Source organism: Streptomyces sp. NBC_01241, assembly GCF_041435435.1.
Lineage (GTDB): Bacteria > Actinomycetota > Actinomycetes > Streptomycetales > Streptomycetaceae > Streptomyces.
The window spans coordinates 2,763,054-2,778,057 of the sequence record NZ_CP108494.1 but is presented as its reverse complement, the minus strand read 5'-3'; the positions used below and the strand labels follow the sequence as shown (position 1 = coordinate 2,778,057).

Below are 15,004 nucleotides of genomic sequence, written 5' to 3'. Positions count from 1 at the left end.
CGACGCGGGTGGCGGGACCGGCCATGATGAGGGGCATGAGTTTGCGCGTGGATGATCCGGTTCGTATCGGTACGGAACAGCTGCCGGGAGGGCGGCGGCTGGGGTGGGCCGAGTGGGGGCCGGCTGACGGCGTGCCGGTGCTGTTGTCGCCGGGGGCGGCCACCAGCAGGCACCTCGGGTTCGGCGGCGAGGCGGCGGACGGTCTCGGGGTGCGGCTGATCTCGCTCGACCGTCCCGGTCTCGGCGCCTCCTCGCCCCTGGCCGGCCGCACTTTCGGCGATTTCGCCGACGACGTCCGTACGTTCACCGCCGCGCGGGGTCTGGACCGGCCTTTGATGGTGGGCAACTCGCAGGGGGCGCCCTTCGCCCTCGGCTGTGCCGCCGCCGGAGTGGTCGGCGCGCTCGCGGTGGTCTCCGGTGCGGACGAGATCGCCGCACCGTCGTTCGCCGACGCGCTTCCGGGTGAACTGCGGGGCCTCGTCGACCTGGCGGTGTCCGACCCGGCCGCCGCGGAGAAGGTCTTCGCCGGGTTCACCCCGCAGGCGATGTGGGACATGGTCATGTCCCACAGCCCGGAGTGCGACCTCGCCGTGTATCGGCAGCCCGCGTTCGCCGCCGCCTACCGGCGCGCGCTCGACGAGGCCTTCGCGCAGGGGGCCGACGGCTATGCCCGGGACACCGTTCTGGCCATGGGGCGCTGGGGGATCGAGCTGTCGGACATCGACGTGCCGGTGGACCTCTGGTACGGGGAACTGGACGAGAGCCACTCGCCCGACCGGGGCGTCGGCCTGGCCTCGCGCATCCCGGGAGCGGTCCGGCACCTGGTGCCGGACGCCGGTGGGGCGGTGCTCTGGACCCATGCCGAGCAGGTGCTGCGCACGCTGCTGAAGCACGCACCCGCCTCCTGACCCACCCCCTGCCGCGCAACGTGAAGAAGGACCCCCACCTGTCACGTCCAGGCGAGGGTCCCCCCTTCATCCGCCTGCCCGGCGAAGGCTGAGAAGACGATCACGAGGCAGGACGTTCATGCGCCGCCCGCTCAGGGGGTGAGCAGCAGTACGTCGGCGCGCTCCTTGGCGGCCGCATAACGCTTCGCCACGTCCTGCCAGTTGACTACGCGCCACATGGCCTCGATGAAGTCGACCTTCTGGTTCTTGTACTGAAGGTAGAAGGCGTGCTCCCAGGCGTCGAAGACCAGGATCGGAACGGAGCCCTGGCCGACATTGCCCTGGTGGTCGTAGACCTGCTCGACGATCAGTTTTCCGCTGACCGGCTCGTACGCGAGGACGCCCCAGCCGGAGCCCTGCGTGGTGGCCGCGGCTTTCGTCAGCTGGGACTTGAACCCCACGAACGAGCCGAACGACTCCGTGATCGCGTCCGCGAGGTCACCGACACCGTCCACCGCGAGGGGCTCGCCGCCGCCGTCGCCGGTCATGTTGTGCCAGTAGATCGAGTGCAGGATGTGGCCGGAGAGGTGGAACGCGAGGTTCTTCTGGAGTCCGTTGACCGCTCCCCAGGCCTCCTTGTCGCGCGCTTCCTCCAGCTGCTCGAGGGTGTCGTTCGCGCCCTTCACATAGGCGGCGTGGTGCTTGTCGTGGTGGAGCTCGATGATCTGCGGATTGATGACCGGTTCGAGCGCCGCGTAGTCGTACGGGAGTTCCGGGAGCGTGTACGTGGCCATGTGGTCGAACCCTCCAGATGCCGTGCTGTTGTTATTGCAATCTATGTGCAGAAGCAGGCTAGCAGCAGGAGGGCGTCGAAAATGATCAGCCTTTCGGGCCTCGACGTGCCCTGCGGGCAGGACGCCTCGACGGCCCCGCGTACCCGGCCTCAGCCCTGGGCGCCCTTGACGGCCACGGCCCGCCGCTGCCGTACGACACCGATGGCCGCCAGGGCGACGGTCAGGACACCGGTCGCCATCAACTGGTCACGGGTGTCGGGCTGGAGCAGCATCAGGATGAAGATGCCGGCCATCGCCAGGAGCGCCAGCACCGTCAGGACCGGGAAGAGCCACATCCGTACGACGAGCTTCTCCGGGGCCTCGCGCTCCAGCCGGTCGCGCAGGATCAGCTGGGAGAGCGCGATGAAGATCCAGACGACCAGGATCACCGCGCCGATCATGTTGAGTAGCCACGGGAACACGTCGTCGGGGCGCCAGTAGCTCAGCAGCACGCACAGGAAGCCGAAGACGGACGAGACCAGCACGGCGGGGCGCGGGACGCCCGAGGAGATCCGGCCGAGCCGCTTCGGGCCCTGGCCGCGGGCGACCAGCGAACAGGCCATGCGCGAGGCGCCGTAGATGTTGGCGTTCATCGCGGAGAGCAGGGCGACCAGGATGACCACGTTCATGATCTCGGCGGCGCCGCTGATGCCGAGGTGGTTCAGGGCCGCGTAGAACGGGCCGACCTCCACGACCTTCGGGTCGTCCCACGGGACCAGCGTGACGACGACGGCCATCGAGCCGACGTAGAAGAGCGCGATCCGCCACATCGCCGTCCGCACGGCCTTGGCGACCCCCTGCACCGGGTTCTCGGACTCGGCTGCGGCGATGGTCACGGTCTCCAGACCGCCGTACGCGAAGACGGAGGCGAGCAGCCCGATCACCAGACCCTCGGCGCCGTTCGGCATGAAGCCGCCCTCGCCCTTGAGGTTGGCGGCGCCGGGGGAGTCCGTGCCGGGCAGCACGCCGAGGATCGCCAGCACACCCAGGACCAGGAAGAGCGAGATCGCCACGACCTTGAGGGCGGCGAACCAGAACTCGAACTCGCCGAACTTCTTCACCGAGGCCAGGTTCGTGCCCAGGAAGACCACCATGAACAGCGCGACCCAGGCCCACTCCGGCGTACCGGGCAGCCAGCCGATGACGATCTTCGCGGCACCGATGCCCTCCAGGCCGACGGCGACACAGAGCAGCACCCAGAACGCCCAGCCCACGGTGAAGCCCGCCCACGGCCCGATCGCCCGCTCCGCGTGGACGGAGAAGGAACCGGAGGCCGGGTTCGCGGCCGACATCTCGCCGAGCATCCGCATCACGAGCATGACCAGCAGTCCGGAGACGGCGTACGCGATGACGATCGACGGGCCGGCTGCGGCGATACCCGCACCCGAGCCGACGAAGAGCCCGGCGCCGATGACGCCGCCGAGGGCGATCATCGACAGATGGCGTTGCTTGAGTCCGTGGGTGAGCGCGGAATCGCCCCCGGCATCGGAGACGGCGGCCGGGGAACCGGTGGGGGGAGACGCGGAAATCCGAGACATGGACGAGCTCTGTTCGGTAGGTGAGGCAAGGGGGACGTACGGCACGTACGGGGGACGTGGGGGTACGTGGGGGGTACGTGCGCGCACAGTCTGGGCAGGCGCCCCGTTCACACGGAACCGCTGTCCGCTATACGGGCAGGACGCTCACACAAAGTGCGCACCCGGGTACGGCACGGAGGTCGGGGTGATCGCCGGTCGGTCACCGTGCGGATTTGGTGAAAACCTACAGTCCCTCCCGGTGGGGCCTCCAGGCAGAGTGTGAGCCCATCCGCCCCATCGCAGTGACAAGCGTCACGCCGTCACGCGATTGCGTAAGCCTCTTTGTGTGAACCCCACCAATGCGTCAGTCGCCGCTTTGTGGGCCACTGATGGTGATCGAGCGTTAACCCCTGGGCTAACGTCAGCCTGAGTCCGTCCCACCTGTCCTCGCCTGCCCTCACCCCGCGGAGTCCCGATGAGCACTGCTGCCGCCGCCCCTGCCCGTACCGGAGCGGTCCTCGCCGACCTGCTGCCCGCCGCCAGGCACCGTTACGCCGTCGACACGGCCCTGGTCCTCGGTGGCGCCGCGCTCACCGGCATCGCCGCCCAGATCGCCGTCCCGGTGCCCGGCTCCCCGGTCCCCGTCACCGGCCAGACGTTCGCCGCGCTCCTCGTCGGCACCGCGCTCGGCGCCCGTCGCGGCTTCCTCTCCCTCGCCGTGTACGCGCTCATCGGCATGGCGGGCATGCCGTGGTTCGCGGGCGGCAGCTCCGGCGCGGGCGGCGCCTCGTTCGGCTACGTCCTCGGGATGCTGCTCGCCGCCACCGTGGTCGGCGGCCTCGCCCGTCGCGGCGGCGACCGCTCCGTGCTGCGTACCGCGGGCACGATGGTGCTGGGCTCCGCGGTCATCTACGCGGTCGGCGTCCCGTACCTGGCGCTGTCCACCGGCATGTCGGCGAGCGCCGCGATCGCGGCCGGACTGGTGCCGTTCCTGCTCGGTGACGCGCTGAAGGCGGCGCTGGCGATGGGCGCGCTGCCCGCGTCCTGGAAGCTCATCGGCCGTCGCGGCTGATGCCGTAGCTCCTGCCGCAACTTCCGAAGAGGCTCGCCGGGTCGTGACACCGACCGGCGAGCCTCTTCCGCGTCCGCGCGTCGCGTGGCAGCCGATGGCCCCGATCAGGCGCGGACCTTCCGCTGCCGTACCTCACGCACCAGCGAGACCGCCACCACCAGCGCCGCGACGAGCAGCGAGAGCAGCACCTGCTGACGTCCGCCGTCGTCGGTCAGCATGTAGACGAGAACGAACGAGATCATCGCGATGGTCGCCCAGGTCAGATACGGGAAGAGCCACATCCGTACGACCAGCTTCTCCGGCTGCTCGCGCAGGATCATGCCCCGCATCCGCAACTGCGTGAAGCAGATGACCAGCCAGACGAACAGGGCGACCGCACCGGAGGAGTTCAGCAGGAACTGGAAGACGGTGTCGGGCCACCGGTAGTTGAAGAACACGGCGACGAAGCCGAACACGACGGACGACAGGATGGCCGCCTGCGGCACGCCGCGCTTGTTCACCCGGGCGAACACCTTCGGCGCGTCCCCGCGGCCGCCGAGCGAGAAGGCCATCCGCGAGGCGGTGTAGAGGCCGGAGTTGAGGCAGGACAGCACGGCGGTGAGCACGATGACGTTCATCACCTGACCGGCGTGCGGAATGCCGATGGAGTTGAGCGCGGCGACGTAGCTGCCGCCCTCCTGCACGATCGACTTGTCGTTCCACGGCAGCAGGGTGAGGACGACGAAGATCGAACCCAGGTAGAAGACGGCGATCCGCCAGATCACGCTGTTGGTGGCCTTCTGGACGGCGCGCTGCGGGTTCTCGGACTCGCCGGCCGCCAACGTGACGATCTCGCTGCCCATGAAGGAGAAGACGACCATCAGTACGCCGGTGAGGACGGCGCCGGGTCCCTTGGGGAAGAACCCGCCGGTGTCGGTGAGATGCGCGAATCCCGCGCCCGGATTGTCCGAGCCGGGCAGCAGCCCGAAGACGGCGAGCAGTCCGACGATCACGAACGCCGCGATGGCCACGACCTTGATCCCGGCGAACCAGAACTCGAACTCGCCGTACGACCCGACCGAGACCAGGTTCGTCGCGGTGAGGACCAGCATCACGATCAGTGCCCACGCCCACTGCGGGACGCCCGGTATCCAGCCCTCCAGGATCTTGGCACCCGCCGTGGCTTCGACGGCGAGCACCACGACCCAGAAGAACCAGTACAGCCAGCCGATCGAGAAACCGGCCCAGCGGCCCAGCGCCTGGTCGGCGTAGGCGGAGAAGGAGCCCGAGCTGGGGCGGGCGGCGGCCATCTCGCCGAGCATCCGCATCACGAAGACGACCATCAGGCCGACCAGGGCGTACGACAGGAGAATGGCCGGTCCCGCGGCCGCGATACCGGCGCCGGAGCCCACGAAGAGGCCCGCGCCGATCACACCGCCGATGGCGATCATCGAGAGATGGCGGTTCTTGAGGCCCGCCTGGAGTCCGTCGGAGGAACTCGGTGTGCCCGGTTCGTTCGACCGGTCCGGCTTGCCGGGCTGCTGGCCCGGCCCGATCAGAGTCGTCTGCGACGTCATGGATCGAATCCTTACGTTCTCGGAACACGCGATGCGTGCCAGGCTGCCGCAGTGGGGTGCGGCAGCGAGTGATGCATTGAAGCCCGCCGAACCGAAGAAGCGGAACCCCTTATTCCGAATCCGTGGCAGTGACGTTGGGCACACAGGGCCTGCGCATCGAGCCCGCACGCAGTCGCCGCCGGGCCGGGGCGGGTCGGGCCGGAGGGTCCCGACCCCGATGACGGCTACCCGGCGACGCACGTGCCACACTCGGAACATGCGCGTGTACCTCGGCTCGGACCATGCCGGCTATGAACTCAAGAACCACCTCGTCGAGTGGCTCACGGCCCAGGGCCACGAGGCCGTCGACTGTGGCCCCCACATCTACGACGCCCAGGACGACTACCCGCCGTTCTGCCTGCGTGCCGCCGAGAAGACGGCCGCGGACCCGGACAGCCTCGGCATCGTGATCGGCGGCTCCGGCAACGGCGAGCAGATCGCCGCCAACAAGGTCAAGGGCGTGCGTGCCGCGCTCGCCTGGAGCGAGCAGACCGCCGCGCTGGGCCGCGAGCACAACGACGCCAACGTGGTCGCCATCGGTGGCCGGATGCACTCGGTGGACGAATCCACCAAGTTCGTCGAGATCTTCCTCGCCACGCCGTACTCGGGCGAGGAGCGGCACACCCGCCGGATCGAGATGCTGACGGCGTACGAGACGACCGGCGAGCTCCCCCCGATCCCGGCCCACCACCCGCAGCAGGGCTGACCGACTTCCGCCCCCGTGCCGCCGGTGCTCCCGGCGGCACAGCCATTTCCCCGCCGTCACGCCGCCGCGTCGCCGTATACCGAGGAGGGCCGCTGTCGTGCCCGAGGGACACACGATCCACCGCCTCGCGGCGGACCACCTGGACAGGTTCGCCGGGCGGCCGGTGCGGGTGAGCAGCCCGCAGGGCAAGTTCTCCGACAGTGCCGCGCTGCTCGACGGCCGGACGTTCACCGGCGTCGACGCCCACGGCAAGCACCTCTTCCTCGGTTTCGAGGACACCGGCTGGGTCCACATCCACCTGGGCCTCTTCGGCAAGCTGGGCTTCGGTACGACCCCGGCCCCACCGCCCACCGACACGGTCCGGCTGCGCCTGGTGAACGAGGACCACCACGCGGATCTGCGCGGCCCCACCACGTGCGCGCTGATCACCGACCCCGAGAAGCTCGCGATACACGACCGCCTCGGCCCGGACCCGCTGCGGACCGACGAGGACGGCGAGCGGGCATGGCGGCGGATCTCCCGCAGCCGTATCACCGTCGCGGCCCTGCTGATGGACCAGAAGGTCATCGCGGGGGTCGGCAACGTCTACCGTGCCGAGGTGCTGTTCCGGCACGGCATCGACCCGTACCGGCTCGGCAAGGACCTCCCGCGCGCGCAGTGGGACGCGATCTGGGCCGACCTGGCGGAGCTGATGCGCGAGGGCGTAAGGAACAACCGGATCGACACGGTCCGCCCCGAGCACACGCCGGAGGCGATGGGGCGCCCGCCGCGGGCCGACGACCACGGCGGCGAGGTGTACGTGTACCGCAGGGCGCGGCAGGCCTGCCACATCTGCGACGGCGAGATCCGCACCGCCGACCTCGCCGCCCGCAACCTCTTCTGGTGCCCGGGCTGCCAGCGCGCCTAGGAGGCACATCCCCCGTCCGGCAGACGATCCCCGCCCGTCCGGCGGAAGATTCCAGCCCGGCCGCCGGACGAACACGGCGCTGTTAGAACCCGCGGGGCAGCCACGGCGCCGCGTCCGACGAGAACGCCGTCGACGCCTCCGCCAGCGCGCCCGCCCGCAGCTCCCGCACCCGACCGGCCAGGGCCAACGCGCCCAGGGACTCGCCGCCCAGGTACACCGAGCCCAACTCCCGTACGGACAGCGCGAGGTCGGCCGCCTCTTCGGTCCGCCGGCACGACGCCACCCCCTTCGCGTCGGCCGTGAGCCGCCAACGCCCCGCGTTCCAGGGGCAGAACGCGTCCTCGACCTCCAACACCACATCCAGCGGCGCCCGGTACGTCCGCGCCTCCAGCGCCGCCCCCAGCTCCACCAGCCGCAGGTGGAGCGAGTCCCGGATCCGGATGTTGCACCGCCGCACGTCCGACACCAGGTGCAGCAGGGCGTCGTCGACCGGCCGGTTGCGTGCCTCGACCGTCGACGTCAGATCGATCTCGAAGACGAACCGCCACAACGCCGCGTACGCCGCCGGGTCCAGCGCGGCGAGGTCGTTCACCGACACCTTGCCCTTGGGCCCGGACGGGTCCCACTCCGGCTTGATGTGATACGTCACATAGCCGACGGTCTCCCCGTCCCGCTCCGCCAGCACGCACTGCTGCGCCGACCCCCCCTGCCGCGCACTCACCGGGTCGACCATCGGCTTCCGTTCCCAGCCGGGCGCGTGGGCCGGTGTGCCGGGACGGCCGGCCACCAGCTGCTCGTACACGCCCTCGCACGCGGCCGTCGCCTCGTCCGGCTTCGCGTGGCGCAGCCGTACCTCGTCCGTGCCCTCCGGCACCGTCAGCCGCACCCGGTCCGTGTCGATCGTCACGGACATCTGCCGCGAGGCCGTCCCGTATCCGAACCGGCCGTAGATCACCGGCTCCGACGCCGTCAGGACGGCGATCGGCTCACCCAGCGCCCGGACGTCGTCGAGCTGCCGGCGCATCATCGAGGTCAGCAGCCCGCGCCTGCGGTGCGTGGACGCGACGCTCACCATCGTGACCCCGGCAGCCGGCACCAGCGCCCCGCCCGGCACGGCGACCCGGAAGCTGAACGCCCCGGCCGTGGCGACGACATCGCCGCCGTCCCAGATCCCCATCGACCGCTCGTGCTCGGTCAGTTGCTCGTCCAGTTCACGCTGCTCGGGAGCCTCCGCGACACCGCCGAACGCCAGCTCCAGACACTCGAACCATTCGTTCCATTCGGATGGACGCAACACGCGAAGCTCTGTAGTCATGGGTCATCCCTATCAGGGGCTCGACGGCCGGTCGACCCGATTTCGAACGCATTGTCATGGGGTCCCCCTGCACCGGAGGCCATCGGGTGGATAAGGTCCCCGCAATGGCCCGACGCGCAGGAGCAGACTCGTACCCGGCCCGATTGCGGAAATCGGCGCACCGGGCACGCATCGCGCTGCGCAAGTCCGGTGTCGACTACTTCCGCGGCGACGGATCGGACTGGATTGCGCTGGCCGGACTGCTGCTCACCATTCCGGCCATCACCTGCGCCACGCTGGTCAACCCGGTGTGGTTCTCACCTGCCGCGCTCGTCCTGCCGATCGTCGCCGGCGGTCTGCTGCTGCGGCCCGCGAGCCTGCTGGGGCTGTACGCGACCGCCGCCGCCGCCCTGATCGTGGAGTCGCTCGGCCTCGGACCGTACGAGGACGGCCCGGCCCGGGTGACGCCCGGCATCGTCCTGGTGGTCGCGGCCTGCGGCTTCTTCGGGCTGATCCTCGCCCAGTTCCGGGCCAGGGTCGGCGTGCCGTGGCGGCGTGGCGGCACCATGCTCTTCGACCTGCGCGAACGCATCAGGGTGCAGAGCGCTCTGCCCCGGCTGCCGCAGGGCTGGCACCGGGAGATGGCGCTGCGCCCGGCGGGCGGCCAGTCCTTCTCCGGTGACTTCGTCGTCGCCGCCTGTACCAACGGCGGACGGACCCTGGAGGCCGTACTCACCGATGTCTCCGGCAAGGGCATGGACGCGGGCTCCCGCGCTCTGCTGCTCTCCGGCGCCTTCGGCGGCCTCCTCGGCTCGCTGCCCCCGCACGGCTTCCTCACGGCGGCCAACGGCTATCTGCTGCGTCAGGACTGGGACGAGGGCTTCGCCACCTCGATCCATCTGGTCCTGGACCTCGATTCGGGCGACTACGAACTCTTCTCGGCGGGTCACCCGCCGGCCCTGCAGCTCCACTCGGGCAGCGGCCAGTGGGAGGAGAAGGCCGCGGAGGGCCCGCTGCTCGGGGTGTACGACGGGGCACAGTTCGACGCGGTGAAGGGCTCGCTGGCCCCCGGCGACGTACTGATGCTGTTCACGGACGGTCTGGTGGAGGCGTCCGACCGCGATATCGCCGAGGGCATCGACCGGCTCACCGGTGAGGCCGACCACTATGTCGCCACCGGTTTCGAGGGCGCGGCCTGGCATCTGATCGAGGCGTGCGCCAAGGACGTCAACGACGACCGGGCGCTGCTGCTGTTGTCGCGCACCTCCTGAACCGTACGCAAACCGGTTCGAACCGGGCGGGCGTCAACGGGAAGCGGTTCATCACCGGAACGAGGTCTTCGGTATGTCCGGGGACGGGGTGCGGCTGCGGCGGACCCCGTCCCCGGACATGCCGGTCGCCGGCTCAGGCCGGCACCGCGAGTTTCCCGGCGCCACTGTCACTGCCGCTGTCACTGTCCCCGTCCCGGCCCCGCCCGCCCGGCAGGACGCGGGCCAGCCAGTGCGAGCGCCCGGCCGCCAGCGGGGACAGGACCGCGAGGACGAGTACGTAGCCGGCGATGAACGGCGGGAGCCGCTCGTCCAGTCCCGCGCCGGCGGCCATCGTCGCGAGGATGAGCGCGAATTCGCCGCGGGCCGTCAGGGTGGTGGAGATGTTCGCCGCGGCCTGCGGGCCGAAGCCGTAGACCCGTGCGGAGACCATGCCGGAGAGGATGTTCATCGCCGCGGTCAGTGCGACGGCGGCCAGCACCGGCCACATCACGCCCGGCAGGTCGCCGGGGTTGATGGAGAGCCCGAAGGCGAAGAAGAAGATCGCCCCGAAGGCATCGCGCAGCGGATGGACCAGCTTGAGGATGCGCCCGCCCGACGTCGTGCTGCCGAGCATCAGGCCCACCATGAAGGCGCCGATCGCGTCCGCGACCCCGAACCACTCGGAGACCCCCGCCACGAACACGGCGGTGCCGAGGAAGGAGATGACGAGCAGCTCGTCGTCCGAGGTGTGGATCAGCTTGCTGATGAGCTTCGTGCCGAACCGGGCGGTGAGCGCCAGCAGCAGCAGGAAGCCGAACGCCTTGCCCCCGTCGAGCACCGCGGCGGCGAGGCTGTCCGAGCGCGACAGGATCGGCTGCAGGGCGGCGAGGTAGAGGGCGAGGAAGACGTCGTCGACGACGATGATGCCGAGGATCGTTTTGGTCTCGGGGCTGGCCAGGCGCTTCGTGTCGACCAGGATCTTGGTCACGATGGCCGACGACGAGATGCCGATGACCCCGGCCAGGACGAGGGCCTCCGAGGTGCCCCAGCCCAGCACGAAGCCGAAGGCGAGCCCGGCGCCGACGTTCAGTGCCAGATACACGGAGCCCGCGACGAGCATCTTGCGGCCGCCGGCCTTGAGGTCGTCGAGATGGAATTCGAGGCCGAGGTAGAAGAGCAGCAGCACCAGGCCGAGTGCGGAGAGCATCTCCAGGTCGTGCGGGTCGGCGACGAGCACGATGCCGGGCGTGTGCGGGCCGAGCAGGATTCCGGCCAGGATGAACAGGGGGATGGTCGGCAGTCCGATGCGGCTGCCGACGCGGGCGAGAACGGCGGCGGCGAGGAAGGCGCCGCCCATGGCGATGAGCGTGTCCGCGTGTCCGATGAGCTTGATCCTTCAGTCGGTCAAGAGAGCGTCAAGGAATCGTCAGTAATTAGTTTACCGAACGATTGACGTTGCAACTATGGCCACCCCCGGCCGCACCCTGGGGTTTGCCCCACCCGAGATCCGCCAGCAGCCGCCATGGTCCGGACCCGTCCGTGATCCGTACGTTCGTGAGGCCGGCCGGAGAACCGCCCGGCGAGCGACGGAAGGCGGACATCATGGGGCTGCGACGCAGCAGGCAGGGCGCGCAGGACAGGCAGTACACGGCGGACGCCCGACCGGGCTCCGGTTCCCCGGACCTCGCCGTCGAGCTGCGCGGTGTCCGTCGGCAGTACGGCCGCGGCGGCTCCGCCGTCCACGCCCTGCGAGGCATCGACCTCGCCCTGCCGCGCGCCAGTTTCACCGCCGTCATGGGCCCGTCCGGCTCCGGCAAGTCGACCTTCCTGCAGTGCGCGGCCGGACTCGACCGCCCCACCGAGGGCTCCGTACGCCTCGGCGGCACCGAGATCACCGGGATGAGCGAGAACCGGCTCACCGAACTGCGCCGCACCCGCCTCGGCTTCGTCTTCCAGGCCTTCAACCTGCTCCCGTCCCTCACGGTCGAGCAGAATGTCGTCCTGCCCATGCGCCTGGCCGGACAGCGCACCGGCTCCGCCCGGGGCCGCCGCGAGGCCGCCGAGATGCTCGCCCGGGTCGGCCTCGGCGACAAGGGCGACCGCCGCCCCGGCCAGCTCTCCGGCGGCCAGCAGCAGCGCGTCGCCGTCGCCCGCGCCCTGGTCACCCGGCCCGACGTGGTCTTCGCCGACGAACCGACCGGCGCCCTCGACACCACCACCGCCGCCGAGATCCTCACCCTGCTCCGGCACGCGGTGGACACCCTCGGCGCCACCGTCGTCATGGTCACCCACGACCCGGCGGCCGCCGCCTACGCGGACCGGGTGCTCTTCCTCGCCGACGGCGCGATCGCGGACAGCCTGCCGCGCGCCGGGGCCGCACAGATCGCGGCCCGGATGACCGCGCTGACCGCCCGCGCCCACGCGCCCACCCACGCCTCCGCCCACGCAGGAGCAGCAGCCTGATGTTCACCCCGCACGTCCCGAACGGCCTCGCCCGCGCGGCCGTCCGCTTCAAACCCGCGTCGTTCGCCGGGACCTTCGTCGCGCTCCTGCTGGCCGCGGCGATCGTCTCCGCCTGCGGCATCCTGCTGGAGACCGGCCTGCGTGCCTCCGTACCCGCGGAGCGCTACGCGAAGGCACCCGTGGTGGTCGCCGCCGACCAACTGGTCCACATGACGGTCGGCAGCGGCGAGGGCGCGTACGACGCCGCCACCCCCGTCCCCGACACCGCACGCCTCCCCGCAACCCTGGCGGCCAAGGCCGCCGCCGCCCCCGGCGCCGCGGCCGCGATCGGGGACGTCGGCTACCCCGTACGACAGGACGGCACCCCCCTCACCGCGCACGGCTGGGGCTCCACCGCCCTCACCGGCACGCGGCTGCTCACCGGAGAGGCGCCCCGGGCCGGCGAAGTCGTCGTCCCCGCGGGCACCGAGCACCGCACCGGCGAGAACATCACCCTCGACACACCCGTCGGCATGCGGGAGTTCCGCGTCGCGGGCACCACCGCCACCGACGCCACGGTCTGGTTCGCCGACCGGCAGGCCCTACAGCTCTCCGGCCACCCCGGCCGGATCGACGCCATCGCCGTGCTCGCCACCCCGGGCACCGCCACCGACGCCCTCGCCGACCAGGTGCGCAAGGCCGTCGGCCACACCGCCCACACCCAGGTCCACACCGGCGACGGCCGGGGCGCCGTCGAGGACGCGGGCCTCGCGGGCGCCCAGGAAGTCCTCGTCGGCCTCGGCGGTTCCTTCGGCGGCGTCGCCGCCATGGTCGCCGTCTTCACCGCCGCCGGCACGGTCGCCCTCTCCGTCGGCCAGCGCAGCCGCGAATTCGCCCTGCTGCGCGCCATCGGCGCCACCCCGCGCCAGCTGCGCCGCACCATCGCCACCGAGTCCCTGCTCATCGCCCCGCTCGCCGGAGCGCTCGGCACTCTGCCCGGAATCGCCCTGGCCCACTGGTGGTTCGGGCAGCTCCAGGACAAGGGAGCCATCCCCGGCCCCGTCGACCTGCACGTGTCCTGGCTGCCGCTGACCATCGCCACGGCCACCACGATGCTCACCGCGCTGAGCGCCGGATACTTCGCCGCCCGCAGGCCGTCGAAGATCAAGCCTGGTCTGGCGCTCGCCCAGTCCGCGGTGGAACGCCCCCCGTACGGCTGGATCCGCACCCCGCTCGGCATCGCGGCCCTCATCGGCGGCGGACTCTTCGCGGGCGTCGCCGCCTCCACGAGCGGCGACGACGCGGCGAACGCCGCACTCGGCGTCGTCATGTTCTTCATGATCGCGGTCGGCCTCCTCGGCCCGCTGATCGCCCGGATCTGCGCCGCCGTCATCGGCCTCCCGCTGCGCGTGGCAGGCGCGTCCGGTTCGCTGGCCGCCGCCAACTCCCTTACGAACTCCCGCCGGCTGGCCTCCGCGATCACTCCGATCGTGCTCGCCATGGCCTTCTCCTCCACGCTCGTCTTCATGCACACCAGCGAGGACCGGGTGATCGCACACCAGCTGCGCGACGCCGTCACCGCCGACCACATCGTCTCCGCCCCGGCGGGCCTCGCCTCCGACGCCACCGCACGGGCGGCGGCCACCCCCGGCGTCTCCACCGCCGTCGGCCTGCTCCGCGGCTCCGTCCTGGTGCCCACCGGATCGGGCGGCGACCGGATACTCCAGAACACCTCCGCCCAGGGGGTCATCGGCTCCGGCGCCGACCTCGCCAAGGTCCAGGACCTCGACGTGCGCACCGGATCACTCACCGGCCTGCGGCCCGGCACCGTCGCCATCGACACCACCCTCGCCGACTCCACCAAGCGCGCCACCGGCGACCGGCTGACCCTGCGCCTCTCGGACGGCACCGAGGCGTCACCGAAGATCGTCGCCGTCTACGGCCGCGGCCTGGGCACCAGCCTCGTCACCCTGCCCGCCACCGACCTGCAGACCCATGTCACGTCCCCGTACGCCTCCGACGTACTGGTACGGGCCACCCCCGCCGCCGCACAGGAACTCGCCGCGCTCGGCACCGTCACCGACCGCTCCGGCTACGCCGCCGCGCGGGACCAGGACCGGGAGATCAACGCCTGGGCCAACACCGTCATGGCCGCGGTCCTCGGCGGATTCGCCGCCGTCGCCGCCGCCAACACCCTGGTGATGACCGTCCTCGACCGCCGCCGGGAACTGACCATGCTCCGCCTCGTCGGCTCCACCCGCCGCCAGGTCATGGACATGATCCGCTGGGAGGCGCTCCTCGTCACGGTGGCCGGGGCCGCGCTCGGCACCGCCATCGCACTGGCCACACTCTTCCCGATGATGAAGGGGCTGACGGGCGAATCGCCGTACATCCCACCCGCGTTGTACGGCTCCTTCGTCGCCGCCACCATCGGGCTCGGCCTCGCCGCCGCGACGGTCCCGGCCCGCGCGGCCCTGCGCCGGACGGCCGCCCGTCCGTAG

12 protein-coding genes are annotated in these 15,004 nt (G+C 71.1%); 7 read left to right on the top strand and 5 right to left on the bottom strand.

Annotated features, from left to right (window positions below):
- Window positions 1–35 precede the first annotated feature (35 nt).
- Window positions 36–908, top strand: coding sequence for an alpha/beta fold hydrolase (locus tag OG306_RS12120; RefSeq protein WP_266746201.1), 873 nt, complete (start codon window positions 36–38; stop codon window positions 906–908).
- Window positions 909–1,039: 131 nt separating this feature from the next.
- Here OG306_RS12120 and OG306_RS12115 read toward each other — a convergent pair whose 3' ends face one another.
- Both OG306_RS12115 and OG306_RS12110 read right to left on the bottom strand, forming a co-directional pair.
- Window positions 1,040–1,681, bottom strand: coding sequence for a superoxide dismutase (locus tag OG306_RS12115; RefSeq protein WP_266746200.1), 642 nt, complete (start codon window positions 1,679–1,681; stop codon window positions 1,040–1,042).
- Between the two features lie 149 nt (window positions 1,682–1,830).
- Window positions 1,831–3,258 carry an amino acid permease gene (locus OG306_RS12110; protein ID WP_266746199.1) on the bottom strand — a complete coding sequence of 476 codons (1,428 nt, stop codon included), beginning with the start codon at window positions 3,256–3,258 and terminating at the stop codon, window positions 1,831–1,833.
- Window positions 3,259–3,712: 454 nt separating this feature from the next.
- Here OG306_RS12110 and OG306_RS12105 point away from each other — a divergent pair, with 454 nt between their 5' ends.
- The gene (locus OG306_RS12105) at window positions 3,713–4,309 is read left to right on the top strand and encodes a biotin transporter BioY (protein WP_266746198.1); all 597 of its coding nucleotides are present in this window, start codon (window positions 3,713–3,715) and stop codon (window positions 4,307–4,309) included.
- Between the two features lie 104 nt (window positions 4,310–4,413).
- On the opposite strand, the gene OG306_RS12100 is transcribed toward OG306_RS12105, so the two are convergent.
- Window positions 4,414–5,865: an amino acid permease gene (locus tag OG306_RS12100; RefSeq protein ID WP_266746197.1), complete on the bottom strand. Its 1,452-nt coding sequence runs from the start codon at window positions 5,863–5,865 to the stop codon at window positions 4,414–4,416.
- A 256-nt stretch (window positions 5,866–6,121) separates the two neighbouring features.
- On the opposite strand from OG306_RS12100, the gene OG306_RS12095 reads away from it, so the two are divergent.
- Both OG306_RS12095 and OG306_RS12090 read left to right on the top strand, forming a co-directional pair.
- Window positions 6,122–6,610 (top strand): ribose-5-phosphate isomerase, encoded by a 489-nt coding sequence (locus OG306_RS12095; RefSeq protein ID WP_266746196.1) that lies wholly within the window; start codon window positions 6,122–6,124, stop codon window positions 6,608–6,610.
- Between the two features lie 97 nt (window positions 6,611–6,707).
- Complete coding sequence (locus tag OG306_RS12090; protein ID WP_266746195.1) at window positions 6,708–7,517, top strand: Fpg/Nei family DNA glycosylase; 810 nt, start codon at window positions 6,708–6,710, stop codon at window positions 7,515–7,517.
- An 82-nt stretch (window positions 7,518–7,599) separates the two neighbouring features.
- Here the strand turns inward: OG306_RS12090 and OG306_RS12085 are convergent, their stop codons facing one another.
- Complete coding sequence (locus OG306_RS12085) at window positions 7,600–8,832, bottom strand: GNAT family N-acetyltransferase (RefSeq protein WP_266746194.1); 1,233 nt, start codon at window positions 8,830–8,832, stop codon at window positions 7,600–7,602.
- Window positions 8,833–8,936: 104 nt separating this feature from the next.
- On the opposite strand from OG306_RS12085, the gene OG306_RS12080 reads away from it, so the two are divergent.
- On the top strand, window positions 8,937–10,082 hold the full coding sequence (locus tag OG306_RS12080; RefSeq protein WP_266746193.1) for a PP2C family protein-serine/threonine phosphatase: 1,146 nt from the start codon (window positions 8,937–8,939) through the stop codon (window positions 10,080–10,082).
- 133 nt (window positions 10,083–10,215) lie between these two features.
- On the opposite strand, the gene OG306_RS12075 is transcribed toward OG306_RS12080, so the two are convergent.
- Window positions 10,216–11,418, bottom strand: a complete 1,203-nt coding sequence (locus tag OG306_RS12075; RefSeq protein WP_266906738.1) for a cation:proton antiporter — start codon at window positions 11,416–11,418, stop codon at window positions 10,216–10,218.
- 245 nt (window positions 11,419–11,663) lie between these two features.
- Between OG306_RS12075 and OG306_RS12070 the strand changes: the two genes are divergently transcribed.
- Both OG306_RS12070 and OG306_RS12065 read left to right on the top strand, forming a co-directional pair.
- Window positions 11,664–12,524, top strand: a complete 861-nt coding sequence (locus tag OG306_RS12070) for an ABC transporter ATP-binding protein (RefSeq protein WP_266746191.1) — start codon at window positions 11,664–11,666, stop codon at window positions 12,522–12,524.
- Complete coding sequence (locus tag OG306_RS12065) at window positions 12,524–15,004, top strand: ABC transporter permease (protein ID WP_266746190.1); 2,481 nt, start codon at window positions 12,524–12,526, stop codon at window positions 15,002–15,004. The genes OG306_RS12070 and OG306_RS12065 overlap by 1 nt, the downstream gene beginning before the upstream one ends.